Source organism: Halarcobacter anaerophilus (assembly GCF_006459125.1).
Lineage (GTDB): Bacteria > Campylobacterota > Campylobacteria > Campylobacterales > Arcobacteraceae > Halarcobacter > Halarcobacter anaerophilus.
In genome coordinates, this window is sequence record NZ_CP041070.1 from 1,290,787 (window position 1) to 1,317,447 (window position 26,661).

A 26,661-nucleotide genomic window follows, 5' to 3' on the forward strand; every position below is an offset into this window, starting at 1 on the left:
ATATGAAACATAATATCTTAGTTAGAGATAAATCCAGAAATCATACTTGCCATGAAGACAAAAGCTTGATGGATGGATTAAATGTTTATGAAAATTTAGTACCCAAAGGTTGTCATAACGGTGCTTGCGGTGTATGTAAAATTCATATTTTAAACGGTGAATATTCAAAATCAAAAATGAATAGAAGATATATCTCACAAGAAGATGAAGATAAAAATATTGTTTTGGCGTGTAAAGTTTTTCCCAAAACTGATATGGAAATAGAGTTCCTTCCTAAACCTAAAATCCTATCAGCTTTAGAAAAAAAAGTATATATCTTAGGAAATTAAATAAGGAGAAAAAATGGGCGGGATTATGAGATTGGGTCATATAGACCTAAATGTTCTGGATATTGAAAAATCAAGAGAATATTATACAAATATAATGGGAATGGTAGTAGTAAGAGAGGATAGTGACGGAACCTTGTATCTAAAATGCTGGGATGAGTGGGATAAATATAGTTTGGTTCTTAGACCAAGTGATGAGGCAACTTTCAACACAGCTGCTTATAAAGTAGAGAGTGATGAGGATATTGATGATTTAAAGGCAAAAATAGAAGCTTATGGCGTAGAAACGGAAATTTTACCCGAAGGTGAAGTTGCCGAATGTGGAAGAACACTAAAGTTTACGGCACCAAGCGGACATATTTTTCATCTATATGCCTATAAAACTTTTGTAGGCAAAGATGTGGGTGATACAAATCCCAGACCTTGGCCTTTTGAAGGAAAAGGAATCAAAGCTCATTGGATAGATCATACTTTGCTAATGTGTGAAGGTCCTGAAAAAGTGATGGCAGGAACTAAGTTTTTCCAAGAGGTATTAGGTTTTAAATTAGCTGAACAAGTAACAGTAGGTCCTGAAGGTTCACTTCAGGCTGCAACTTGGCTGGCACGTACTTCAACACCGCATGATATCGCTTTTGTTGCGGGACCTCATACAGGAATGCATCATTTCGCTTACTTTTTAGACGGTTGGAATGATATTTTAAGAGCAGCAGATGTTATGGCTATGCATAATGTAAAAATAGATGTAACACCGCAAAGACACGGGATTACAAGAGGTGAAACGATTTATTTCTTTGATCCATCGGGACATAGACTTGAAACTTTTGCGGGACTAGGTTATTTGGTGCAGCCTGATATGCCGACGATTACTTGGACGGAAGAAGAGTTATGGAGAGGTATTTTTTACCATACGGGTGCTGAAGACGGTGCTTTTACCACTGCTTACACTCTTTCTGCATATAAATAGGAGATGTTGTGCAAACAGCAGTAACACAAAAGAGTATATCAAGACAAGCCTCATATGAAGCTTGTCTCTTTGCAATACAAAAAGCTGAGCAGTTGAATATAAATATCAATGTCTCAGTTGCGGATAACAAAGGGTTGGAAATGGCTTTTTTAAGAATGGAAAACTCTTTTATCCACTCAATAGATATTGCAAAAGACAAAGCTTATACCAGTGCAAGTTTTGGTTTCCCAACACAGCAGTGGAGTACAATTTTCAAAAGTATGCCTCATTTGGAACAAGGTTTTTCAAATAGGGGGAGATTAATTCCTTTTGGAGGAGGGATGCCCATTTTTGAAAACGGTATTAAAATAGGAGCAATAGGTATTTCAGGCGGAACTGAAGAGGAAGATATTATATGCGCGAAATATGCAATTGAAAAAATAGGATTAGAATAATGAAAAAAGTACAACACTATATTAACGGACAATTTATAGATTCGGTTTCAAACGAGTTTTTCGATAACTATAACCCTGCAACAAATGAGTTAATCTCAAAAGTTGCTTTAGGAAGAGAAGATGAGGTTAATGCAGCAGTGCAAGCTGCAAAAAATGCCCTTACAGGTGAGTGGGGGCAAATGAAGCTAAACGACAGAATAGCAATGATGTATGAAATAGCAAATGAGATAGATAGAAGATTTGATGATTTTTTAGAAGCAGAAGCTTTGGATACGGGGAAACCTTACTCAATAGCCAGACATATTGATATTCCAAGAGGTGCCGCAAATTTCAAAGTATTTGCCGATACTATGAAAGCTGTTGCGGATGAAGCGTATCAAGCAAATACTCCTGACGGTAAAAAAATGTTTAATTACAGTGTAAGAAAACCAAAAGGTGTAATTGCCGTAATTTCTCCTTGGAATTTACCTCTTTTGCTTATGACGTGGAAAGTAGGACCTGCTATGGCTTGCGGAAATTCAGTTGTTGTTAAACCTTCCCAAGTAACACCTACAACTACCTCTCTTTTGGGAGAAGTTATGAGTAAAGTAGGGGTTCCGGCTGGAGCTTATAATGTAGTTCAAGGAAAAGGTTCAATTACAGGAAATCTTTTAACGGCACATAAAGATATTGATGCAATTACTTTTACGGGAGAAACAGTAACAGGTGAAATGATTATGAAAGCTTGCTCTGTAGGAGTTAGAGATGTTTCCCTTGAACTTGGAGGGAAAAACCCTGCAATCGTATTTGCGGATTGTGATATGCAAAAAGCAGTTTTTGAAACAACAAGATCATGCTTTTCAAACTCGGGACAAGTATGTTTAGGAACTGAGAGAGTTTATGTACAAAGGGAAATTTTCGATGAGTTTGTAGCAAAACTTAAAGAATCAGCTTCAAAATTAAAACTTGGTATCCAACACGATGAGTCATCTGATATGGGACCTCTAGTAAGTGCAACTCACAGAGACAAAGTTTTGGAATATTATAAAAAAGCTGAAGCAGAGGGAGCAAATGTTGTTCTTGGCGGTGGAGTTCCTAAAATGAGTGGAAATATGAAAGACGGATATTGGGTAGAACCTACAATTTGGACAGGTTTGCCTGAAACTGCAACAGTTGTAAAAGAGGAAGTATTTGGTCCTTGTTGCCATGTATCAGTATTTGATACCGAAGAAGAAGTAATAAAAATGGCAAATGATACTAAATACGGACTTGCTTCTACAATATTTACGGAAAATTTAACCAAAGCACATAGAGTTGCTAGTCAAATTGATTCAGGAATTGTATGGATTAACTCTTGGTTCTTAAGGGATTTACGAACACCTTTTGGCGGAATGAAAGGTTCAGGTATAGGAAGAGAGGGTGGTCATCACTCTTTAGAATTTTACACAGAACTAAAAAACGTATGTATAAAAATGTAAGGTTTGTTTATGGAAAAGTTAAAAATCGAACAATACGGAAATGAGTTATATGATGCTTTAAAAGGCAATTATACAATCGAACCTATTTCAAACAAAGAGCCTGATTCAACAATTGAGGATGCTTATGCAATTCAACATCATTTCTTAAAAAAAAGATTGGAAAATGACGGCTCAAAAATTATAGGTAAAAAAATCGGTGTTACATCAAAAGTGGTAATGGATATGTTAGGGGTTCATCAGCCTGACTTTGGATATCTGTTATCAGATATGATTTACAGTGACGGAGATGAGATTGATGTAACAAACACAATGATCCAACCAAAAGCAGAGGGTGAGATTGCTTTTGTTTTAAAAGAGGATTTAATGGGTCCCGGTATTACAACCGCAGATGTTTTAAGAGCAACAAAATTTGTAATGCCTTGTTTTGAAATAGTTGATTCAAGAATCAAAGATTGGAAAATAAAAATTCAAGATACGGTTGCTGATAATGCTTCATGCGGTTATATCGTTTTTGGAGGTCAATTTGCAGATCCTAAAGATATTGATTTAACTACTTGCGGGATTACTTTAGAGAGAAACGGTGAACTTCTTCATACGGGAGCAGGTGCAGCCGCTCTTGGAAATCCTGCAAATGCCGTAGCTTGGCTTGCAAATAAATTGGGTGAATTCGGTGTGGGTTTAAAAGCAGGAGAGGTTATCCTTTCAGGAGCATTATGTGCCATGGTTACAATAAACCCGGGTGATAATATGAGAATAGATATAGGCGGAATCGGTTCTGCTTCATGTAGATTTATATAAAGGATTATATATGGAAAAAATTAATTGTGCTTTAATTGGATCTGGAAATATAGGAACAGATCTAATGTATAAACTTCAAAGAAGTAAGATTTTAAATCCTTTATGGATGGTAGGTATTGATCCTGAATCAGACGGCTTAAAAAAAGCAAAAGAGGCAGGAATGAAAACAACACATGAAGGAGTTGACGGCTTAATTCCTTTTATTGAACAAGACGGGGTAAAAATAGCTTTTGATGCAACTTCGGCTTATGTTCATGAAGATAATAATAATAAATTAAAAGAAAAAGGCGTTATGGTTATTGATTTAACTCCTGCTGCCATTGGACCTTTTTGCGTGCCTTCTGTAAATATTGATGAGTTATTGGCTCAAAATACGCAAAATGTAAATATGGTAACTTGCGGCGGACAAGCAACTATTCCTATGGTTGCAGCAGTTTCAAAGGTACAAGAAGTTGATTATGCGGAAATAATAGCAACGGTTGCCTCAAAATCGGCAGGTCCCGGAACTAGAGCAAATATAGATGAGTTTACGGAAACAACTGCACTTGGAATTGAAAAAGTAGGAAAAGCAAGAAAAGGTAAAGCTATTATTATCTTAAATCCTGCCGAACCTCCTTTAATGATGAGAGATACCGTACATTGTCAAACAGTTGATGAACCAAACAGAGAGGCAATTACAAAATCCGTTCATGAAATGGTAAAAAAAGTCCAAGAGTTTGTTCCTGGATATAAACTGAAAAACGGTCCCGTATTTGACGGTAAAAGAGTCTCAATCTTTTTAGAAGTAGAGGGATTAGGAGATTATCTGCCTAAGTATGCGGGTAACCTAGACATTATTACTGCTGCTGCAAGCAATATAGCCGAAAAAATGGCAGAGAAAATTAAAGGGGAATAAAATGGATTTAAGAGGTAAAAAAGTAACAATTCATGATATGTCTCTAAGAGACGGTATGCACTCAATTAGACATCAGTTTACACTTGAACAAATGAAAGATATGTCAACGGCTATGGATAGCGCAGGTGTTCCTATGATTGAGGTTACACATGGAGACGGTTTAGGTGGAAGTTCTCTTAATTACGGATATGGGCGTTATACGGATGAAGAGTGGATTGAAACAGCTGTATCAAATGTAAAAAATGCAAAAGTTTCTGCACTTTTACTTCCAGGGATAGGTATTGTAAAAGATTTGGAAAGAGCTGTGAAAAGAGGTATATCAACAGTTAGAGTAGCAACTCATTGTACTGAAGCGGATGTTTCTGCCCAACATATAAAAGCAGGTGTATCTATGGGGCTTGATACAGTAGGTTTTTTAATGATGGCTCATATGGTAACTCCCGAAAAACTTCTTGAAGAGGCTTCAAAAATGGTTTCTTACGGTGCAAACTGTATTTATGCAACAGATTCAGCAGGTTATTTACTTCCTGATGATGTAAGTGCAAGAATAGGAATACTTAAAAAAGAGTTCGGTGATGATATAGAGATTGGTTTTCACGGACACAATAATATGTCTATGGGAGTTGCCAATTCTTTAGCTGCCATTGAAGCAGGAGCAAATAGAATTGATGCTTCATTAGCCGGATTCGGTGCAGGTTCGGGAAATACGGCAACAGAGGTTTTAGTAGCCGTATTAACTAGAATGGGTGTTGAAACAGGAATTGATTTGCATAAGATTGAAGATGCAGCTGAAGATATTGCACTTCCTATTATGGGAAAACCTACAAGAATTTCAAGAGACTCTTTAACTCTTGGTTTTGCAGGTGTTTATTCCTCTTTTCTTCTTTTTGCAAGACGGGCAGAAGAGAAATACGGGATTGATTCCAGAACTATTTTAGAAGAGCTTGGACGAAGAGGAACAGTTGGAGGACAAGAAGATATGATCGAAGATTTGGCTCTTGATATGGCAAAGCAGAGGGGACTAATATAATGAGTTTAGATAAAAAAACAATAGAAAAATTAGCAAAGCATTGTGAAGATGCAGAGTTAAACGCCGTAGAAATAACAAAAATAACCGATGACTATCCTGAAATGACTTATGAAGATGCTTATGATATTCAATGGACTGCAAGAGCAGCAAAAGAGGCTAGAGGTACAAAAATCGTAGGTATGAAGATGGGACTTACTTCACAAGCAAAGATGAAACAAATGGGAGTACCTAATCCTTGTTACGGATATTTAGCTGATTATTTTTCATATGCAGACTCTGCTGAAATAAAGATTGATGAACTTATTCATCCAAAAGTCGAAGCAGAGATTGCTTTTGTTTTAAAAAGTGATTTACAAGGTCCGGGCTGCAATATAGCAGATGTTTTAGCTGCAACAGATTTTGTGATGCCTGCCGTTGAGGTTATTGATTCAAGATATAAAGATTTTAAATTTGATTTAAAATCGGTTATTGCCGATAACTCTTCCTCTTCAAGATATGTAACGGGCGGACAAGCAAGAAGTATAAAAGGGCTTGATTTAAAAACCCTTGGAGTAGTAATGGAAATAAACGGAGAAATTGCACAACTTGGAGCCGGAGCTGCCGTTTTAGGACATCCTGCCACATCTATTGCTATGTTGGCAAATATGCTTTCACAACGAGGTGAAATTTTAAAAGCAGGTACATATATTTTATCAGGAGCTATTACGGCTGCCGTATCCGTAAAAAAAGGTGATAATGTAACAGTTAAATTTCAAGAATTAGGAACTGTTTCATTTAAATTTGTATAAAAATAGGGACTATTTTAGAAGCAACTCGTTGCTTCCTTTAGTTGGTCCCTTTCTAAATAAAATATTTAAAAAGGAGTAGTTTATGCCAATAGCAACAATAAATATTATTGAAGGTCGAACAGATGAACAAAAAGAGAAACTTATAGAAAAGGTAACTCTTGCAATACATGAAGCAATAGATGCTCCAATACAAAATGTTCGAGTGATTTTAAACGAAATGCCGAAACAACACTTTGGTATCGGCGGTAAAAGTGCAAAAAAAATAGGACGATAGATTTAATTTAAATAAGGAGAAATAATGGAAAATCCCGAAATTGCAAAAAGCGTTAAAACAGGAAGTTTTAATACGAATTATCATGATATAGGAAGCGGTGAACCTGTTATTTTTATACACGGTTCAGGACCAGGGGTTTCAGCATATGCCAACTGGAGACTTTGTATGCCCGAAATTGCAGAAAAATTTAGAGTTATAGCCCCTGATATGGTAGGTTTTGGATATAGCGACAGACCTGAGGGGATAACTTACAGTATGGAAGTGTGGGTTCAGCAAATAGTTGATTTAATGGATTCTTTAAATTTAGAAAAAGTCAATTTGGTAGGAAACTCCTTTGGAGGAGCTTTGGCTTTATCTTTAGTTATAAAATATCCTGAAAAATTTAACAGAGTCGTTCTCATGGGATCAGTAGGAGTTCCTTTTGATATAACATATGGACTTGATAAAGTTTGGGGATATACTCCAAGTTTTGAAAATATGAAAGAACTTCTTGATATTTTTGCATACAGTAGAGAACTTGTAACTGATGATTTGGCAAAAATGAGATATGAAGCGAGTATTAGACCGGGATTTCAAGAGTCTTTTTCCTCAATGTTCCCAAGTCCAAGACAAAACGGTGTTGATTTAATGCAAAGTGATGAAAATGATATTAAAAATATTCAGAAAGAGGTTTTGATTATTCACGGAAGAGAAGATAAGGTTATTCCTTTAGAAAATTCAATTAAACTAAATCAGCTTATTTTAAAATCACAACTTCATGTATTCGGTCAATGCGGGCATTGGACGCAAATTGAACATAAAGATAGGTTTAATAAACTGCTTTTAGATTTTTTTAGTGAAGAGGATTAATTAAGATAAAATTTTGATGCTGGTGATAGAGATTAAAATCTTTGCGGCAGAAGGTTAAAGTTGCAGCATCAAAATTCCTAATATAAGCAGATGTTTATTTTAGCTTAAACCCAAACGCTTTCAAATTTATTGCTGCATATTATCACTAAATCAACTTTAACCGTTTTTTAAATCAAAGAAAAAAGTTTCGTAATATTGTTAAAATATCATCTAATCAAACTTTTAAAAAATCTTGTTATTATTGCAACAATTTTTTGGAGTGTTTTAACTATTACGGCTTTTGATTTTTAATAGGAAATATTTCAAATATTTTTTATATATTCATATTTTATTATTTTAAAAGAAGGTTTTATGAAATATTATATTTTAGTAGTTTTAGCAGTTCTTTTTTGGTCGGGAAATTTTATTTTCGGAAGATACATCTCTTCTGATATTCATCCTTTAGAGTTATCTTTATACAGATGGCTTTTTGTATTGCTTTTGTTATCTCCTTATATAATTTTAAGATATAAAAATTTATGGACTCAATTTAAAAATCATTATATAGTTTTGACTCTGCAATCGATTTTGGGAATTTCAGGTTTTAACACTTTTTTATACTACGGTTTACAAACAACAACGGCAACAAATGCTTTATTGATAAATTCAAGTATTCCTATAATAATTATTGTTTTTTCAGCAATTATTTTAAGAAAACATGTAACAAAAATTCAATTAACGGGAATTGTTCTCTCTACTTTGGGAGTTATATATCTGGTTTTAAAAGGGAATATAAGCAATATTTCTCAATTTGAATTTACAAAAGGGGATTTTTGGATAATCTTAGCTTGTTTTGATTGGGCTTTATATACGGTATTGCTTAAATATAAACCTAAAGATCTAAATGCTTTTGAATTTTTTGGCTTAACTACTTTTATAGGAAGTATTGTTTTATTATCGGTTTTTATAATCTCTCCTCAGCATTTTACTTTGGATTTTATAGAGAAAAAAGAGGTTTTTTTATCTTTAGCTTATATAGTTATTTTTCCCTCAATCTTATCTTTTTATTTTTGGAATATTTCAACAGAAAAATTAAGTGCAAATACAACAGGACAGTTTGCCCATCTAATGCCTATCTTTGGAGCGGTTTTGGCTTATTATATTTTAGGAGAAGTTCTTCATCCTTACCATTTTGTAGGAATTGTTTTAATAGGTTTAGGTATTTATTTATCTACATTTTTTAAAAAGAAAAATAGATAAAAATAGTTTAAATGCGATGAATTAACGACTTTTTTTTCATAATATATCTATTATAAAATTATAAATAGGTGTTATTATGAAAAATTATTTGGGATTACACTTCATTTTGATTAATAGTTGTTTACTTCTTTTTTTACTCTATCACTTATATTTTAAATTATAAAAAAAGAGTGCCCCTTTATGGAGGAGTATAAAAGGGCACGGAAAAGATTTGGGGTTTAGAATTTAAAAGACAGATAAACTCTTGTTACGTCAGTGTCCTCATCCAAAGGGTGTTCTGTTTTTACATGTTCATGAATTACTTTAAGAGATAAGTTTTTATTGTAAGAATACATTGCCATTATTCCACCTGCTTTTACATCACCTAATAAATCTTCATCTTTATCTTTTCTTGATTCACCAATATAAATTACGGAAGTGATTTGTTCAATAGGAATTATAATTCCTCCTACAAGGGTATCTGCATCTGCTCTAGCAGGTACTCCACCACCGTTTACAGGCATTGCTGTAAATAAAGTATCAGTTGTTCCTGTTCCGGCCCCTAAATCAACATCTCCATCTTCCGTACTTGAGTTAAAAGAAACTATATAACCTAGTTTCCAAATTCCCAGCGGTCCCGAAGCTTTAAGTCCGTAAACTTCACCGTCTTCCTCTTTACTTATTCTTGATTTATCTGTTGAGGCTAAATATTGAGCTGAAAAAGTGTGTGCCCCCATTGTATAATCTGCTTGAAAATATATATTATCTCTGTCGTTACTGTTGTCATTTGCATTTACTTTTAAATATTGAGCTTGTAAAATCAGATTTTCAATTGAGTTGTTTTTTGCATAAATTGTATAAGCCCCATCTTCAAAATCTTCAAAGCTTCCAATATCTCCATCATAAGCCTGTGCCTGATATTTATCTATATATCCTGCTGTTAAAACAGTATCCGGCACATCTTCGTTTGTGATTAAATAAGCTTGAAAAGAGTCTTTAGTCAGTCTTTCTGATGCTTTACCGTCTATTGCACTGCTTACCAAAGGAGTATAAATAAATTGTCTACCTGCTTTTATAGTTGTATTTGATATTTTGTAATCCAAATAAAATTCAGATAAAACAGAACCTGAACCATCCAAATCGGAAGCAAAAACATTATTATTGTTTTCGTCATCTAATACATGAGAGGTTTGAAATGTCGCTCCAAGCTTAAAATTATAAAAGGAATCAGTTTCGTAGCTTAAGCTACCTCCTAAAGTTGTGATATTATCGGATTTTTTATTTTCTAAGAAATTTGAGTGGGAATAAACCGATTTTATTTCACCTGATATTTTTCCGTTTTTAAATGAATCGATTAAATTCTCTTTGGCAATACCGTTTGTTGCAAAAACAGTTATTGCAGCTGCCATTGATAAACTTAGGCTTGTAACTTTTTTCATGCTATTCCTTTTTTATTTAAGATTATGAAGGAATAGCTTATAAAAATTCAATCGCAGAATAATCGCAGTTTTATAAAATCAGATGTCTTCTACCTCTTTTGGATAGGAACCTAAACATTTAATCTCTTTATCATGTTTAGATAAAAGATTTTCTATATTTTTATCCTCTTTGTGTCCTTCAAACTCTATAAAAAAAGTTGACCTGCCGTTTACTATATGAGATTTGATTTTATTTAGACTGATTTTCTCTTTTTTAAAATCTTCCAAAAAGTTTATCAAACTTCCGTAGCTGTTTGAAAGTCGTGCGATAATAGAGGTTTTATCCTTTTTTGTTTTTTGTGTTTGTTTTTTACTTATTATTAAAAATCTTGTTCTGTTGTTTTTATTATCTTCTATATTGTTAAATAAAACAGGAATATTGTTTGTTATTGAAGCAAGTTTTGAACAAATAGCTGCACTGTTTTTATTTTGTGCCGCCAATTTGGCAGCTTTGGTCGTTGATTCTACATACTCGTATTTTACTTCATTTAAATGGTAGTTTTCCAAAAAAATTGAACATTGGTCAAAAGCTATATCTTTTGAATAAATTGTTTTTATATCTTCTACGTTTTTACAGTTGCTAACTAAAGTATGGTGTATATCTAAAACAGTCTCTCCTACTATATTTAAATTATAAGTATTAAAACAGTTAATCGTATCTCCTACTATTCCATTGGAACTGTTTTCAATGGGAACTATTCCATACATTGCTCTGCCTTCATTAACTTCAAAGAAAATATTTTTTATTGAGTTTACCGAATAGTATAAATTTTGTGTTCCGAATTTATTTATAGCAGCTTCCTGGGTATAACTTCCTTTGGGTCCTAAATAAACAATTTTTTCATTGTTATATTCAAGCGTGGAAGTAAGTGTTTCAAAAAGAATTGATTTTATTAAAGAGGGATCTATATTCTCACTTTTCTCTTTTTTTAATTTTTTGGTTAAATTTTTTGAAAGAGCGGAAAAATCCAAAGAGGGTTCACTTTTTATCAATGCAATCTCTTCATCTAATAGTTTCAAAATTTTTTTATTTATAAGATATAGTTTATCTATCGTTGATTTTTTTTTCAAAATTTCCCCTTTTTAATTTAATATATAATACAAAAAGAAAATTGCATTAAAGTCGCAAAAGCTTAAAAATAATAAGATTTAGTTATATCTTTAACTTTTTATTAACTCTTTCAAGCCCCTGTTTTCAAGCTATTTATCTATTAACCAAATGTAAACGGATTATGAAAAAATTTTCATAAAAGTTTCATATTCAATTCATTGAACTTCAATAAACTTCCTTTAAATTTTAAAGAAGGGATTTCTTTGGTACAAATAGCAAAAAAACTTTTTAAATATTATTTATTTTTGGTATCTATTTTTTTCATAGGCAGAGTTGTTCTATTTACTTTATATTTTAGTCATTTTGAAGCTCAAAGTACAAATATCTGGCTTAGTTTTTTATATGGATTAAAAATGGATACTATTGTTGCTTCAATACTATTGGTAATTCCTTCAATTTTATTAACATTACTGCCTAAAATTTTTGCAAAAACGGTAAATTTTATTCTTAAATACTATTTTTTAATAGTCGTCTCTTTGGCTATTTTTATTGAAATTGCTACTTTTCCTTTTATGGCAGAATATGATTCAAGACCGAACTATTTGTTTGTAGAGTATTTAGCATATTCTAAAGAAGTAGTTTCTTTACTTCTTGCAGATTATAAATTGCAACTGTTTTTTGCTTTTGGTGTAATTGCTTTGTTTATATACGGATATTTAAAAAAGTATAATGAGAGTTTTATTGAACTTTTTGAAATAAACTTTTTAAAAAGAGCTTTACTTTTTATTCCTTTAGTTTTAATTCTTTTTATAGGTATTCGTTCTTCTTTTGGTCATAGACCTGCAAATATATCCGATGCTATGTACTCTTCAAACAGAATTTTAAATGAAGTTACAAAAAATTCAATTTACAGTATAGGTTATGCCGTATACTCTTCATTGAAATATTCAAATAAAGATATTCAAAAAAGATATGGAAAAATGGATATAAAAGAGGCGATTGCAAGAGTTCAAAAAAAGCTTGATTTAAAAAAAGCCGATTCAAAATATATTTTGTCAAGAGAAGAGGATTCAAATTTTTCTAATAAAAAAACAAAAAACATAGTAATTTTTGTTCAAGAGAGTTTGGGATATCAATTCGTAAATGCCGTAGGAGGAGAAGAGGGTATTACTCCAAATCTAAATAGACTTTCAAAAGAAGGAATTTTATTTAAAGAGTTATATTCAAACGGTACAAGAAGCGTAAGAGGTTTATCAGGACTTGTATCGGGAACTTTTTCGGTTCCTGGAAAAGGTGTCGTAAAAAGAAACAAATCACAAAGAGATTTTTCGACAATCGCTTCTTTGCTTAAACCTTTTGGTTATCATTCCTCTTTTATTTACGGAGGAGAGAGTAGATTTGACAATATGAAATCATGGTTTTTAGGAAACGGTTTTGATGAAGTGATTGACCAAGAAAAATTCAAAAATCCCGAATTTGTAGGAACATGGGGAGTAAGTGACGAAGATGTTGTAAAAAAAGCAAATGAAGAGTATAAGAAACTTTATGCAAAAAATCAAAAATTTGTTTCAGTAATATTCTCTACTTCAAATCATACACCTTTTGATTTTCCAAAAGAGAAAATCAAACTTGTAAAAGGTGAACCTGAAAAGAGTGTTAAAAATGCGGTTAAATATGCAGATTATGCTATCGGAAAATTTATAGAGATGGCAAAAAAAGAGAAATATTTCGAGGATACGATTTTTGTAATTGCCGCAGATCATAACGTAAGAGTTTACGGCGATGATGTTGTTCCTGTTAAGATGTTTCATATTCCGGGACTTATTTTAGGAAAAGATTTAAAACCTCAAGTTTACGACAAAATCTCTACACAAGCTGATTTATTGGCAACAACTCTTGATTTAGCAGGAATAAGTACAAAATATTCGATTATGGGACACTCAATTTTCAGCGATAAAAAAAGAGATTTTTCTCTTATGCAGTTCAATGACAGATATGCTTTAAGACAAGGCAATGAAGTAGCCGTAATAAGACCAAATACAAAAGCTTTGACTTTTGAGTATAAAAATGAACATTTGTACAAGGCTCAAAACGATGAAAGCCTTCAAAAAGATCTTTTGGCTTTTATTCTTGTATTAAACCATGTTTATCAAAACAAACTTTTCAGATAAAAATTTAAGGAAATAAATGAAAGAACTTTCACAATATAAACTTATTTTAATAAGTGCAGTAATTTTTACACTATTTTATAATTTTACATTTTTTAAAGCGCTCGTAGAGGTATACGATTTTAGCGGTTTGAATATTTTATATATTATCTCTACGGCAGTTTTACTCTGCTTTGTTATTCTGTTTTTATTTACGCTTTTTAGTTCAAAATATACAACCAAAGCTCTATTGATAATCACATTTACGGTTTCATCTTTTACGGCTTATTTTATGAATACCTATAATGTTGTTATTGATACGGAAATGATAAGAAACACTCTACAAACAAATTTGGATGAATCAACTGATTTGTTTAGCTTAAAACTTCTTTTTTATATTTTGTTTTTAGGTCTTTTACCTTCTTTTTTAATATTTAAAACAAAACTTGTTTTCAAACCTTTAAAATCTGAAATTTTTTCAAAACTAAAAACCCTTGTTTTTTCTTTTGTTTTAATATTACTGATTTTATTTAGTTTCAGTAAGTTTTATACAAGTTTTTTTAGAGAGCATAAACCTTTAAGATATCATATAAATCCCGTTTATTGGATATATAGCGTAGGAAAATATATTTCAGACTCTTTTGATACTACACCTACAACACTGAAAAAAATCGGAGTTGACGCTAAAATAGTTCCCTCTGCTGGAGAAGAGGATGAAAAAGAGCTAATTATTTTGGTTGTGGGAGAAGCAGCAAGAGCCGATAGATTCTCTTTAAACGGATATGAAAAAGAGACAAATCCTTTACTTAAAAAAGAGGATATCGTAAATTTTTCAAATATGTATTCATGCGGAACTTCAACGGCTGTTTCCGTTCCTTGTATGTTCTCTATTTATTCAAAAGATAGTTATAACTATAAAAAAGGGATTTCTACTGAAAACGTAATTGATGTTTTAAACGATACAAAAAAGGTTAAAGTTTTATGGAGAGATAATAACTCCGATTCCAAAGGAGTTGCTTTAAGAGTCGATTTTGAAAATTATAAAAAACCCGATAAAAATACAATCTGTGATGTTGAATGCCGAGATGAGGGAATGTTAGTAGGATTAGATAAATATATTGAAAAAAATAAAGATGAAGATATTTTAATCGTGCTTCATCAAATGGGAAATCACGGTCCTGCTTATTATAAAAGATATCCAAAAGAGTTTGAAAAATTTACTCCTGTTTGTAAAACAAATGAACTGGAAAAATGTACTAAAGAAGAGGTAAATAATGCTTATGATAATGCAATCTTATATACAGATTATTTTTTATCTAAAGTAATAAACTTTTTAAAACCTTATTCCAAAAAATATGAAACAGCTATGATGTATTTAAGTGACCATGGAGAGAGTTTGGGAGAAAACGGTTTGTATCTTCACGGAATACCGTATTTTATAGCACCAAACAGTCAAAAACACGTAGCTTCTTTTCTTTGGTTGGGAGAAGGAGAAATGAGAGAAGATTATGATATAGAAAAATTAAAATCTTATTCAAATAGAAAATTTTCTCAGGATAACCTTTTTCATACTCTACTTGGTTTATTTGAAGTTGAGACAAAAATTTATGATAAAAAAATGGATATTTTAAATGACGCAAAGATCGATTAATCTGCAAATTATAATAACAGCTTTTTTATTAGCTTTTATACTCTTTGTTTTTCAATACTCTAATATTGATATAAAAATACAAGAGTATTTTTATAATTTCTCTACGCAAGAATGGCTTTGGAGCAGAAAAGAACCTGTTTCAAAACTTTTATTGTATACGGGATTGAAAAAAACTTTGATTGTCTTTGCTCTTGCTGTTTTATTTACGTTAATTCTTTTTTGGAAAAAACAGTTTGTTCAAAAATACAAAGCAGGGATGATAATTATTGTTTTATCTTCAATTATCGTACCCTCAACAGTAATCTCTTTAAAAAATGAGACAAACACACCTTGTCCAAAAAATATTGAACATTTTAACGGAAAGTATCCTGATATAAAAGTTTTTGATTCTTATCCGAAAAGTTTTGTACAAAAAGGAAAAATAAGATGCTGGCCGGCAGGTCATGCCAGTGCAGGTTTTGCTTTGATGTCCTTGTTTTTCTTTTTTAAAAAACGAAAAAATCAAATTATAGCTTTACTTTTTGCCCTTAGTATAGGTTGGATAATGGGAAGTTATAAAATGCTTATAGGTGACCATTTTTTAAGTCATACTATTATTACTATGCTTATTGCTTGGTTTGAAATCTTAATTATTGCAAAATTTACTCAAAGGAGAGCAGTTGCGAAACCAACCCAAATATAACTTTTTTAAAAATACAAGTTATGCTTTAAAAGGCTTACTTGATTTAATAAAAACAGAGACCTCTTTTAAAATAGAACTACTTATTACAATAGTTTTATTGCCGGTTATTATCTTTATAGATACCTCTTTGACAAATAAACTAATAATGTTTATAACTTTAGTTGGCATGATTTTATCGGAAGCAATAAACAGTGCAATAGAAAGAGCCGTTGATTTAGTAACTTTAGAGCATCATACGATGGCAGGAAGAGCAAAAGACGTGGGAAGTTCTGTTGTATTTTTAAGTATAGTTGTTTTTATTGTTTGCTGGTCTTTTATTATTTTTGATAGTCTAAGAATCTCTTTGTAAGATATTATTGACAATCTTCACAAAGACCGTAGATTGTCATAATATGATCTTCTAAAATAAAACCGTTTTTTTCTGCTACTTTTATCTGATTTAATTCGATAAAGTCATCTGAAAATTCAATTATTTTATGGCAGTTTGTACAAATCATATGGTCATGATGCTGTTCAACTTTAAATTCAAATCTTTTTGTTCCGTCTCCGACATCCAAAGACTCTATTACATTCATTTGTTCAAAAAAATTCAAACTTCTGTAAACCGTTGCGATACCGATATCCATATCAAACTCTTTTTGAACTTTTTTTGTAATCTCTTCTGCGCTTAAATGCTCTTTGCTAAAATATAAAACTTTTAAAATACAATCTTTTTGTACAGTATTTTTAAACCCTTTTTTTGTAACAAGAGTTTTAAACTCTTCTAAAAAGTGTTCAAATTTTTTTTCTTCTTTTTTTGTCATTTTAATATTTCCCCATAAATATAATTAACATTGAAACTAAAAGTGTTATAGAGTAGATAAAAGGTAAACTTCTGTTTATTTTCATATTCATTCTATAAAACATTGAAGACTCAAAACTGTTTTTATTTTGATTAACAAGCATTTCTACGCCTTTAGATAAAATTATACAAGTGGAAACTTAATAATAATTTAAAAAATTTTCTCACCTTGTATAAGTAATAAATGCAATATTTATTCCAATCTAAAAAAGCATCTTTGCAATATTGGCAAGAAGCATTGCTATTAAAACTAAAATCAAAACTTTTTTTATAAAAGCTTCTCCTCCTTTTATAGCATAATGAGTTCCTACGTATGAACCCAAAACATTTGCAAGAGCCATAGGAAGTGCAACCATCCAAATGATTTTTGCAGCAAAGAAAAAAGCTAAAAAAGAGCCCAAGTTTGTAGCAAAATTAAGAGGTTTTGTTGAGGCAGTGGATACCAAAAAATCAAGTTTTAGAAACTTTTTCATAGAAATAGTAAGATAAGTTCCCGTTCCGGGACCTAATAAACCGTCATAAAAACCTATTGGAGCAGTTGAAAAAATAATATTTTTATTGTTTAAGGTGATATTCTCTTCTTTTATTGTTTTACTTTTTTTAAACAGTGCAATCATTGCAATTCCAATTGATAGTAAAATTGCCAATTGGATTACTCCTTGAGGAATATACATAACTAAATAACTTCCTAAATAAGAAGCCAAAAGACAAGGGATTATTGCTATAAAAACAACTCTCCAATTAACTTTTTTACTCATTGAATATCTTATTGTCGCCATTAAAGCACCGAACATTCCTGCCGTTTTATTGGTAGCAAGAACAAAAACGGGAGGTATTCCGCTGTATAAAAGAACAGGCACTTGAATCATACCTCCCCCGCCTGCAATAGAATCAATATATCCGGCTAAGAAACCCGTAAAAATAAAAATTATAATCCATGAAGTTGTTATATTATCTATAAATTCCATAAAAATCCTTTTCTAGAGGGGTAGTATAGCACTATTGAGAAAAATTCTTTTACACTTTTGTATATAAAATAGAGTTAGTTATAAAAAATAATATTATAAATACATATATACTACACACTTATGTGATAGAATTTATAAATTTTTTTAACGGAGTAGATATGCAGAATAAAAAAGTTGTTGTTATTTCAGGGATAATATTGTTACTTCTCTTTTTCTCAGGAGGCTATTTTTATAAAAACTTTAATAATGAAAAAGTCTCTAAAATTTCAAAAGAGAAGTTAGCACTTCTTCAAAGACCTCACTCTTTAGTTATAGGAAATAAAGAGGCAAAAGTTCAGTTAGTAGAGTTTTTTGACCCGGCATGTGGAGCTTGTGCCTATTTTTATCCAAAAGTCAAACAATTAATGAAAGAAAAAGAGGGTGATATTAAGCTGGTTCTTAGGTATGCACCTTTTCATAAAAATTCAAATTATGCGGTAAAAATGTTAGAAGGGGCAAGACAACAAGCTCTTTTTGACGAAACTTTAAAGTTTATGTTTAATACTCAGTCTCAATGGGTTCAAAATCATATAGTAAATCCTCAAAAACTATGGAGTCTTTTAGTAAATGTTGAAGGTCTTGATATGGAAAAACTGGGCACTTTTATGAATGATCCTAAAGCTGATGAAATAATAAAACAAGATATAGAAGACGGAGAAAAATTAAATATCGATAAAACTCCCTCTTATTTTGTAAACGGACAACCTCTGATTGATTTTGGATGGGAGAATTTAGTTAAATTAGTAGATGCTAATTTATAGATAAAAATAGGTTTGATAAAAGTTATCAAACCTCTTTTTTTAACTGATTGAAACAACTTTAAAAAAACTTTTCCCAACTGCCCGAATTTAGTACTTTTTTAACAAAAAAAAGATAATATCAATAAAATTATAATATATGGATTCTCAATGATTGTTAATATTACCTTACCCAATAATACAACATATGATATAACAATAGATAGCTTAAAACAGCTAAGTTTTGATAGAAAAGTTGTTATTGTCACAAACCCTACTGTTAGCGGTTTTCATCTAAATTATCTAAAAAGTAAAATAGATGCAAAAGAGTTAAGCATAGTAACAGTACCTGACGGTGAAGAGTATAAAAATATGGCAACCCTTGAGTTGATTTTAGAACACTGTTTTGAACATAAATTAAATAGAAGTTCTCTTCTTATAGCCTTTGGTGGCGGAGTAATCGGTGATATGACGGGATTTGCCGCTTCAATTTACCAAAGGGGAATTGATTTTATACAAATTCCTACAACTCTTCTTTCTCAAGTTGACGCAAGCGTGGGAGGAAAAACAGGGATAAATAATAGATTCGGTAAAAATCTTGTGGGTTCTTTTCATCAACCTATTGCAGTCTATATTGATCCTTTTTTCTTAACGACTCTTCCTAAAAGAGAAGTTTCGGCAGGAATTGCGGAAATTGTAAAAATGGCAGTAACTTTTAACAAAGAGTTCTTTATTTGGTTGGAAGAAAATGATCTAAATAATGAATCAAATATCAAAAAAGCTATTGCAAAATCAGTTGAAACAAAAGCCTGGGTCGTATCTCAAGATGAAAAAGAGAAAGGGCTGAGAGCTGCTTTAAATTACGGGCATACTTTTGGGCATGTAATTGAAAATGAAACAAATTATGATACCTACTTACACGGTGAAGCCGTAGGAATAGGTATGGTTATGGCAAATAATCTTGCAGTAAGATTAGGTAAAATGAGTCAAGAAGAGGCATTAAGAGTTAAAAATCTTCTTGAAAAATATGATATTCCTACAAATTATTCGATAAAAGATGTAGAGAGTTTTTATGAACACTTCTTTTTGGATAAAAAGTCATTGGATAATAAGATTAAATTTATTATTCCAAAAGGAATCGGAGGGTGTGAAATCACTGATGCAATTTCAAAAAATGATGTTATAGAAGTCTTAAAAGGTTTTCAATCGTGAAAAAATTATTTACTCTTTTTTTACTCTCTTTTTTTATAAGTTCCGCTCTTTTTGCTTCACAGCAAAAGGATAATGCAGATAAAAAAGAGATTGTGGCAAATAATTTAAAAGATATTGAAAAAATTGAAAAAGAGAAAGAGACAGAAGCTCAACTAAAGTTTGAAGAGGAAGAAAAAAGAAGAATCGAAGAACAAAAAGAGCTGAAAAAACAGAGAAAAATCAGTGAACTTGAAGAAAAAATTACTTCAATAGATGAAAAACTAAAAGATAATATTCTTCTAAAAAGATATAGTAATTATAATGCTTATATAAAACTTTCAGATGAATTAGTAGAGTTAAAACAAAGCGCAAAAAAGAGTTCAAATAAAACAGAAGAGCAGATTCATCATCTAACAAATAAAATAAGAATAAAAGAGAATGAACTTGAATTAATCTCCGAGTATAAAGGCTCACCTATAGGTTCTTTGATAAATCCTCCTGAAATAGAGAATTATGAACCTATTCAAAATCCTTTTGGAATATTAAATGCCTTATCATATATAAAAAAACTGGAAAATAGTAAAAAAGAGTTTATTGCCGTTGAAAAAGGAGTTAGAGAAGTAACTAATTTATTAGAAGAAAAACTCTACACTTATTTAGAATTGTATAATTTGTCTCCAAATGCAGAGTATAAAGAGAAAATCAATTTTTTAGATAAAGAAAAAAGAGATTTTACTATGGTTTTAGAGATTGTTTCAACCACGGAAGAGGTTTATACGAGAAAAATAGAACAAGTTATTTTAGAAACAAAATCCCAAATCTCAATTCAAGTTGAAAAGATTTTTAATATTGCCTTTATAATAATTATCTTCTTCGTAATCACATTTTTGATAAAAATGGCACTAAAAAAATACTACTCCCAAAATGAAAACTACTATATGACAAATAAAGTTATAAACTTCTCATTGGTAATTTTTGTTTTAATTGTTGTTCTTTTTTCATATATAGACAATGTCTCTTATATAGTTACTATTTTAGGGTTTGCATCAGCAGGGATTGCAATTGCTTTAAAAGATTGGTTTATGTCAATTTTCGGCTGGCTTGTAATCGTAACTTCGGGTTCTATTCATGTAGGAGACAGAATAAAAGTAACAAGAGACGGACTTGAAGTAGTAGGAGATGTTCTTGATATCTCACTTTTTAAAATAACAATCAGAGAAGATATTACTTTAACTTCATATACCGTAAACAGAAGAACAGGAAGAATTTTCTTTATTCCTAACAACTATGTTTTTTCAGAAATGATTGCAAACTATACGCACTCAGGACTTAAAACGGTTTGGGACGGTATTGATATTACGATAACTTTTGATTCAAATTATAAAAAAGCACAGCATATAGCAAAAGAGATTTTAAAACATTACTCAAAAGGTTATACTGATATAACACGAAAACAGTTATCGAAAATGAGAAGTAAATACCAATTAAGAGCAACAGGAGTGGAACCTAGAGTTTACACTTTTGTTGAACCTTACGGAATAGTTATTTCTGCTTGGTATTTGACTAATTCATATTCTGCTTTAGTTTTAAGAAGTACAATGTCTCCCGAAATTTTGGAAGCATTTATGAAAGAAGATGATATAACTATTGCTTACCCAACACAAACAATAAATGTCGGCAAAGGCTTACAAAACTTTAGAACACCGCCGGCAGATCTACCAGAGGTTTAATAATTTATGCAGTTTTCGACAAGCAAACAGAAAGTATTTTTTAAAACATTCGGGTGTAGAACAAATCTTTTCGACACCCAAGTTATGATGAGTAATTTAAAAGATTTTGAGATAACACAAGATGAAAAAGAAGCAGATATTGTAGTAATAAACTCATGTACCGTAACAAACAGTGCAGATAGTACGGCAAGAGGTTATATAAACTCTTTAAACAGATTTGAAAAACCTCCCAGAGTTGTTTTTACAGGTTGCGGAGTTTGGACGAAAGGTGAAAATCTTTTTAAAGAAAATAAAATTGATTCTTTGTTCGGACACAGTGAAAAAGAGCATATAAATGAACTTCTTCAAAAAGATGAGAGATTTTTTGATGCCGGAGATTTAGAACATATTGACGATACTATCGTTGAAGAGTTTATAGGTAAAAGCAGGGCATTTATAAAAATTCAAGAAGGCTGTGATTTTAGATGTTCTTATTGTATTATTCCTTATGTAAGAGGTGATGCAAGAAGTTATAAAGAGGATAAAATCTTAGAACAGATTACAACTTTGGCATCAAACGGTTTCGGTGAATTTATTTTAACAGGAACAAATGTAGGAAGTTACGGTAAAAAACAACACACTTCTTTGGCAAAACTTCTTAAAAAAATATCTCAAATAAAAGGCGTAAGACGTATTAGAATGGGAAGTATCGAACCTATTCAAATAGACGATGAGTTTAAAGAGCTTATAAATGAACCTTTTATGGCAAAACATCTTCATATAGCTTTGCAACACACTTCAAAACAGATGTTGCAAATAATGAACAGAAGAAACAAAGTTTTATCTGATCTTGAACTTTTTGAATTCTTAAGTGAAAACGGTTACGCCTTGGGAACGGATTTTATTGTGGGGCATCCGGGTGAAACCGATGAACTTTGGAAAGAGGCAATGGAAAATCTTCATAAATTTCCTTTAACTCATGTTCATGCTTTTACTTACTCAAAAAGGGACGGAACTCCCAGTGCTACTATGAAAAATGAGGTTAGGGGAGATGTTGCAAAAGTTAGATACAATGAATTAGTAAGTATAATCGAAGAAAAAAATTATACTTTTAGAAAAAACAATACAAAACCTTTGGAAGTCTTAATTGAGTCTTACAAAAATGGTGTCTATAAAGGCTTAGATCAGCACTTTAATCATATTGACGTAAAAAGTGAAGTTGATTTAGTCGGAGACTGGATCTTTATTGAGGAGTATGAAGCAAAGAGAGATAAAAATGTCGCAGAATTCAAATAAAAACATAGATAAAAATATGAAACTTATGGGCTTGTCAGCCATAGTTTTACTTATACTTTTTTTATACACACTTTATAAAAGCAGTGATCATATAAAAACAAATTCATACTATTTTGGGATTATATTTTTACTTTTTTTACTTGTATTTGCAATTTTTGCAAAATTTAAACAGAATAAAATTCAAAAATTTTTAAAAACAACTCAACAAAACGGTTCTCAAACTTTTTCAAATGAGTTAGCAACAGTACAACAAGAAAAAAATGAGCAACACTCTTCTTCTATAAGTGCCGTTAGTTCAAATATAACTTTTAAAGATATAGCCGGAATTAGTGAAGTAAAAGGTGAACTTGAAGAGGTTGTAAATTTTTTAAATGAACCAAACAGATATTTAAAACACGGAGTAAAACTTCCAAAAGGTGTACTTTTGGTTGGACCTCCTGGAGTGGGTAAAACACTTATTGCAAGAGCTGTAGCAGGTGAAGCTGATGTTCCGTTTTTTTATCAAAGCGGCGCAAGTTTTGTTCAAATCTATGTTGGAATGGGTGCTAAAAAAGTACGTGAACTTTTTATGAAAGCAAAACAGAGTGCCCCTGCTATTATTTTTATTGATGAGATTGATGCTATCGGTAAAAAAAGAGGCGGTAAAACAAATGATGAGAGAGAATCTACTTTAAATGAACTTCTAACACAAATGGACGGTTTTGAGGGAGATTCGGGTGTTATAGTTATAGCTGCAACAAATAAAATCGATGTACTTGATGAAGCCTTGCTAAGAGCTGGAAGATTTGACAGAAGAGTCTTTTTGAATCTTCCTAATATTGAAGATAGAAAGAAAATTTTAGAACTGTATCTAAAAGGAAAACATTATGAGTTTGATTTGGATAAATTAGCCGAACAAACTTCAGGTTTCAGTTCAGCTGCCCTTGCCACACTTATAAATGAAGCTTTACTAAATATGATAAAAAGAGAATCAAAAGTTTTACAAAATGTTGATATCGAATTGGCAAAAAACAAACTTGAATTCGGTAAAAAAGAGACTCTTATTTTAAATGATAATCAAAAAGAGATTTTGGCTATTTATCAAGCAAGTAAAGCTTTTGTCTCAAAATCAAAAGTTACACTTTTTGATGAAAAAGTTAATATTGTAGATGCGGTTTATCCTTCTTATAACGAGCTTTTGGAAAATATAAAAAGATATTTATCGGGAACAATCGGTGTTGAAGTTATAAAAAAACAGAGATATGCCATAAATTCCCAAGATATAAAAGCTGCATACGATATAGCACAAAATATCGTTCAAGAGTATAAAATGGCAAAAGATATTGAGAGTTTAATAGATGACGTAAGCAATATTTTAAGATCTGAACTTTCACAAAACTCGGCTAAAATAGAAGAGTTAAAAGAGATAATGCTTAAAAACGAGGTAATTTTACTAGATGACATTTAAATATTTTTCAGGTTTCTGTTTGGAAAATGAAAAAGAGCTTTTTAAAGAGTATCTTTGTGAAAAAAGCCTTTGTATTGCAGGATTTTCTTATGGAGCGATAAAAGCCTTTGAATATGTTTATAACAGCGATACAAGAGTAGATTTATTACAACTTTTTTCACCTGCTTTTTTTCAAACAATGGATAAAAAAACAAAAAGATTGCAGCTTATGTTTTTTAAAAAAGATAAAGATGAATATATAAAAAATTTTTTAGAAAATGTTAGTTTTCCTTCAAATATCGAGATGGAAAAATATTTTAAAGAGGGCACTTCTTTAGAATTGGAAGAGCTTTTAAACTATATTTGGGATAAAGAAAAGTTGCAAAAATTGGTTGATAGAGGAATCAAAATCGAAGTTTTTTTAGGTCAAAAAGATAAAATAATCGATTCAAAAGGGGCAAAAGAGTTTTTTAAAGATTTTGCAACCGTATATTATATAAAAGAGAAAGGACACATTTTATGAGTGAAAATATAGCCAAGATTGGAATTATAACGGCAAGCGACAGAGCTAGTAAAGGAATTTATGAAGATTTGTCGGGAAAAGCTATAGAAGATACAATGAATGAATATTTAAAATCTGCTTGGGAACCTATTTACAGATGTATTGAAGATGATCAAAAATCTATTGAAGATACTATTATTGATTTGGTTGATAATCAAAAGTGTTGTTTGGTTGTAACAACAGGTGGTACGGGTCCTGCTAAAAGAGATGTTACTCCTGAAGCTACCCAAGCGGTTTGTGATAGAATGATGCCTGGTTTCGGAGAACTTATGAGAGCTGAGTCCTTAAAATATGTTCCTACAGCTATACTTTCAAGACAAACAGCAGGTCTTAGAGGAAGTTCGTTAATTGTAAATCTTCCGGGTAAACCTAAATCAATAAGAGAGTGCCTTGACGCAGTATTCCCTGCAATTCCATACTGTATTGATCTAATGGAAGGACCTTTTTTAGAGTGTAATGAAGAGGTGATAAAAGCCTTTAGACCTAAAAAGAAATAAGTATTAAAGAGTTTATATGAAAAAGATAGTTATTTCAATATTATTAAGTTTAATAGGTTTTTATATCGCAACTTTTGCTTTTACGTTTCAACATTCTCTTTTAATTGCATTAATTGTATTTTTAGTAGTTCTTTGGACAAATGAAGGGCTTCCTTTAGGTGTAGTTTCTCTACTTCCCATAATACTTTTTCCTAGTTTTGATATTATATCGACAAAACAGGCTGTGGCAAACTATTCAAACTCCATAATTTTCCTTTTTTTAGGCGGGTTTATGATAGCTGTTGCAACTGAAAAAACCAATCTTCATAGATATATTTCAGGAAAATTATTAACAATTTTTCCAAAAACAGTAAGAGGAGTTATTTTCTCTTTGGCAATTACTTCTGCATTGTTAAGTTCTTTGATTTCAAATACGACAACAGCCTTGCTGCTTCTTCCTATAGCAATGTTTTTAACAAGCGATACTAAATTAAAAGTTAGGCTTGCTTTATCTATTGCTTACGGAGCAAGTATCGGTGGAATAATTACACCAATAGGTACTCCTCCTAACTTAATTCTTTTAGGTTTTATGGGACAACATGGAATTGAAGCTATTCCTTTTGTTAATTGGTTTTTTCTAACTGCACCTTTAGCTTTTGTTATGCTTCTTATTATTCCTTTTATTTTATCAATAGGTGCTAGTGATTTAAAATTTGATGAACATTTAGAAAGCAGAGAACAATTAAATGCCGAAAGAAAAAGATTGCTTTATATTTTGGGAGCTTTAATCGTTTTACTTTTTGCCAACTCTAAAATTGAGCCTTTTTATTCAGGTTTAGGATTAAATGAAAAAGGAATTCTTTTAGGTTTCGGACTTTTAATGTTTGTGCCGAAAATCGGATTCTTAACTTGGGAAGATACTAAAAAAATTCCTTATGAAATCATTTTTCTTTTCGGTGCAGGGTTTACCATTGCCAATGCTTTCTCTTCAACAGGTTTGGCTTCGGAAGTTGCAGGGTATTTATTAGGTCTATCTCAACTGCCGACATTAGTTTTAATTTTATTGGTTGCGACACTTATAACCTTTACCACAGAAGTTACTTCAAATACGGCTTTAATCTCTATTGCTTTACCTATTATTTACTCTTTGGCAGAGACTGTAAATATTGATATAACTCTTGTTTTACTGGTTTCAACAATTTGTGCTTCTTATGCTTTTATGCTGCCAATAGCAACTCCTCCAAATGCAATTGCAATGGGAAGCGGCGCAGTAAAAGTAAAAGATATGGCAAAATTCGGATTTATATTTAATATCCTAGGAATATTGGCAATTACTACTATAGCTTTAGTATATTGGCAGTATTTTATTTAAAA

Annotated in this window: 28 protein-coding genes; 23 read left to right on the forward strand and 5 right to left on the reverse strand. The window is 31.3% G+C overall.

The features are described 5' to 3' along the window. The first annotated feature begins 2 nt into the window (after positions 1-2). The 11 genes from AANAER_RS06260 (at position 3) to AANAER_RS06310 (ending at position 9,054) form a co-directional block, all read left to right on the forward strand. Positions 3-329 carry a 2Fe-2S iron-sulfur cluster binding domain-containing protein gene (locus tag AANAER_RS06260; protein ID WP_129082667.1) on the forward strand — a complete coding sequence of 109 codons (327 nt, stop codon included), beginning with the start codon at positions 3-5 and terminating at the stop codon, positions 327-329. Between the two features lie 13 nt (positions 330-342). After that, complete coding sequence (locus tag AANAER_RS06265; RefSeq protein WP_129082666.1) at positions 343-1,290, forward strand: catechol 2,3-dioxygenase; 948 nt, start codon at positions 343-345, stop codon at positions 1,288-1,290. Positions 1,291-1,298: 8 nt separating this feature from the next. Continuing rightward, entirely contained in the window at positions 1,299-1,724 is a 426-nt protein-coding gene (locus AANAER_RS06270; RefSeq protein WP_129082665.1) for a GlcG/HbpS family heme-binding protein, read from the forward strand. Then, entirely contained in the window at positions 1,724-3,181 is a 1,458-nt protein-coding gene (locus AANAER_RS06275) for a 2-hydroxymuconic semialdehyde dehydrogenase (RefSeq protein WP_129082664.1), read from the forward strand. The genes AANAER_RS06270 and AANAER_RS06275 overlap by 1 nt, the downstream gene beginning before the upstream one ends. A 9-nt stretch (positions 3,182-3,190) precedes the next feature. Further along, positions 3,191-3,979: a fumarylacetoacetate hydrolase family protein gene (locus AANAER_RS06280; RefSeq protein WP_129082663.1), complete on the forward strand. Its 789-nt coding sequence runs from the start codon at positions 3,191-3,193 to the stop codon at positions 3,977-3,979. Positions 3,980-3,989: 10 nt separating this feature from the next. Next, a complete protein-coding gene (locus tag AANAER_RS06285; protein ID WP_129082662.1) occupies positions 3,990-4,874 on the forward strand; it encodes an acetaldehyde dehydrogenase (acetylating) in 885 nt (294 codons plus the stop codon). Between the two features lies 1 nt (position 4,875). Beyond that, on the forward strand, positions 4,876-5,904 hold the full coding sequence (gene dmpG, locus AANAER_RS06290) for a 4-hydroxy-2-oxovalerate aldolase (RefSeq protein WP_044415121.1): 1,029 nt from the start codon (positions 4,876-4,878) through the stop codon (positions 5,902-5,904). Continuing rightward, a complete protein-coding gene (gene dmpH, locus AANAER_RS06295; protein WP_179951813.1) occupies positions 5,904-6,692 on the forward strand; it encodes a 2-oxo-3-hexenedioate decarboxylase in 789 nt (262 codons plus the stop codon). The genes dmpG and dmpH overlap by 1 nt, the downstream gene beginning before the upstream one ends. Positions 6,693-6,774: 82 nt before the next feature. Next, the gene (locus AANAER_RS06300; protein WP_129082660.1) at positions 6,775-6,966 is read left to right on the forward strand and encodes a 2-hydroxymuconate tautomerase; all 192 of its coding nucleotides are present in this window, start codon (positions 6,775-6,777) and stop codon (positions 6,964-6,966) included. A 24-nt stretch (positions 6,967-6,990) separates the two neighbouring features. Beyond that, positions 6,991-7,815 (forward strand): alpha/beta fold hydrolase, encoded by an 825-nt coding sequence (locus tag AANAER_RS06305; RefSeq protein ID WP_129082659.1) that lies wholly within the window; start codon positions 6,991-6,993, stop codon positions 7,813-7,815. A 351-nt stretch (positions 7,816-8,166) separates the two neighbouring features. Next, a complete protein-coding gene (locus tag AANAER_RS06310) occupies positions 8,167-9,054 on the forward strand; it encodes a DMT family transporter (RefSeq protein WP_129082658.1) in 888 nt (295 codons plus the stop codon). Between the two features lie 218 nt (positions 9,055-9,272). Here the strand turns inward: AANAER_RS06310 and AANAER_RS06315 are convergent, their stop codons facing one another. Next, the gene (locus tag AANAER_RS06315; protein ID WP_129082657.1) at positions 9,273-10,472 is read right to left on the reverse strand and encodes a hypothetical protein; all 1,200 of its coding nucleotides are present in this window, start codon (positions 10,470-10,472) and stop codon (positions 9,273-9,275) included. Between the two features lie 78 nt (positions 10,473-10,550). Then, positions 10,551-11,582: a prephenate dehydratase gene (locus tag AANAER_RS06320; protein WP_164969362.1), complete on the reverse strand. Its 1,032-nt coding sequence runs from the start codon at positions 11,580-11,582 to the stop codon at positions 10,551-10,553. A gap of 243 nt (positions 11,583-11,825) precedes the next feature. On the opposite strand from AANAER_RS06320, the gene AANAER_RS06325 reads away from it, so the two are divergent. Genes AANAER_RS06325 through AANAER_RS06340 form a run of 4 tightly spaced genes read left to right on the forward strand, consistent with a single transcriptional unit; the run spans position 11,826 to position 16,391 of the window. Continuing rightward, the gene (locus tag AANAER_RS06325) at positions 11,826-13,733 is read left to right on the forward strand and encodes an LTA synthase family protein (protein ID WP_228711173.1); all 1,908 of its coding nucleotides are present in this window, start codon (positions 11,826-11,828) and stop codon (positions 13,731-13,733) included. A 16-nt stretch (positions 13,734-13,749) separates the two neighbouring features. Beyond that, positions 13,750-15,360, forward strand: a complete 1,611-nt coding sequence (locus tag AANAER_RS06330; RefSeq protein WP_129082655.1) for a phosphoethanolamine transferase — start codon at positions 13,750-13,752, stop codon at positions 15,358-15,360. Next, a complete protein-coding gene (locus tag AANAER_RS06335) occupies positions 15,341-16,042 on the forward strand; it encodes a phosphatase PAP2 family protein (protein WP_129082654.1) in 702 nt (233 codons plus the stop codon). The genes AANAER_RS06330 and AANAER_RS06335 overlap by 20 nt, the downstream gene beginning before the upstream one ends. Further along, on the forward strand, positions 16,020-16,391 hold the full coding sequence (locus AANAER_RS06340) for a diacylglycerol kinase (RefSeq protein WP_044415107.1): 372 nt from the start codon (positions 16,020-16,022) through the stop codon (positions 16,389-16,391). The genes AANAER_RS06335 and AANAER_RS06340 overlap by 23 nt, the downstream gene beginning before the upstream one ends. 4 nt (positions 16,392-16,395) lie before the next feature. Here AANAER_RS06340 and AANAER_RS06345 read toward each other — a convergent pair whose 3' ends face one another. From AANAER_RS06345 to AANAER_RS06350, 3 genes are all read right to left on the reverse strand, one after another. After that, the gene (locus tag AANAER_RS06345) at positions 16,396-16,845 is read right to left on the reverse strand and encodes a Fur family transcriptional regulator (protein WP_129082653.1); all 450 of its coding nucleotides are present in this window, start codon (positions 16,843-16,845) and stop codon (positions 16,396-16,398) included. 1 nt (position 16,846) lies between these two features. Beyond that, positions 16,847-16,987, reverse strand: a complete 141-nt coding sequence (locus tag AANAER_RS14965) for a hypothetical protein (RefSeq protein ID WP_157840800.1) — start codon at positions 16,985-16,987, stop codon at positions 16,847-16,849. Between the two features lie 99 nt (positions 16,988-17,086). Beyond that, complete coding sequence (locus AANAER_RS06350) at positions 17,087-17,851, reverse strand: sulfite exporter TauE/SafE family protein (RefSeq protein WP_129082652.1); 765 nt, start codon at positions 17,849-17,851, stop codon at positions 17,087-17,089. Positions 17,852-18,009: 158 nt separating this feature from the next. On the opposite strand from AANAER_RS06350, the gene AANAER_RS06355 reads away from it, so the two are divergent. The 8 genes from AANAER_RS06355 (at position 18,010) to AANAER_RS06390 (ending at position 26,659) form a co-directional block, all read left to right on the forward strand. Beyond that, positions 18,010-18,651 (forward strand): DsbA family protein, encoded by a 642-nt coding sequence (locus AANAER_RS06355; protein ID WP_129082651.1) that lies wholly within the window; start codon positions 18,010-18,012, stop codon positions 18,649-18,651. 147 nt (positions 18,652-18,798) lie between these two features. Beyond that, on the forward strand, positions 18,799-19,839 hold the full coding sequence (gene aroB / locus AANAER_RS06360) for a 3-dehydroquinate synthase (protein ID WP_129082650.1): 1,041 nt from the start codon (positions 18,799-18,801) through the stop codon (positions 19,837-19,839). After that, on the forward strand, positions 19,836-21,548 hold the full coding sequence (locus AANAER_RS06365; protein WP_228711172.1) for a mechanosensitive ion channel domain-containing protein: 1,713 nt from the start codon (positions 19,836-19,838) through the stop codon (positions 21,546-21,548). Before aroB ends, AANAER_RS06365 begins: the two co-directional genes overlap by 4 nt. A 6-nt stretch (positions 21,549-21,554) precedes the next feature. After that, positions 21,555-22,823 (forward strand): tRNA (N(6)-L-threonylcarbamoyladenosine(37)-C(2))-methylthiotransferase MtaB, encoded by a 1,269-nt coding sequence (gene mtaB, locus AANAER_RS06370; RefSeq protein ID WP_129082648.1) that lies wholly within the window; start codon positions 21,555-21,557, stop codon positions 22,821-22,823. Beyond that, positions 22,804-24,270, forward strand: a complete 1,467-nt coding sequence (locus AANAER_RS06375) for an AAA family ATPase (protein ID WP_044416773.1) — start codon at positions 22,804-22,806, stop codon at positions 24,268-24,270. Before mtaB ends, AANAER_RS06375 begins: the two co-directional genes overlap by 20 nt. After that, positions 24,260-24,772, forward strand: a complete 513-nt coding sequence (gene bioV, locus AANAER_RS06380) for a pimelyl-ACP methyl ester esterase BioV (protein ID WP_129082647.1) — start codon at positions 24,260-24,262, stop codon at positions 24,770-24,772. Before AANAER_RS06375 ends, bioV begins: the two co-directional genes overlap by 11 nt. Further along, complete coding sequence (gene mog, locus AANAER_RS06385) at positions 24,769-25,308, forward strand: molybdopterin adenylyltransferase (protein WP_129082646.1); 540 nt, start codon at positions 24,769-24,771, stop codon at positions 25,306-25,308. Before bioV ends, mog begins: the two co-directional genes overlap by 4 nt. A gap of 16 nt (positions 25,309-25,324) precedes the next feature. Next, a complete protein-coding gene (locus AANAER_RS06390; RefSeq protein ID WP_129082645.1) occupies positions 25,325-26,659 on the forward strand; it encodes an SLC13 family permease in 1,335 nt (444 codons plus the stop codon). Positions 26,660-26,661 lie beyond the last annotated feature (2 nt).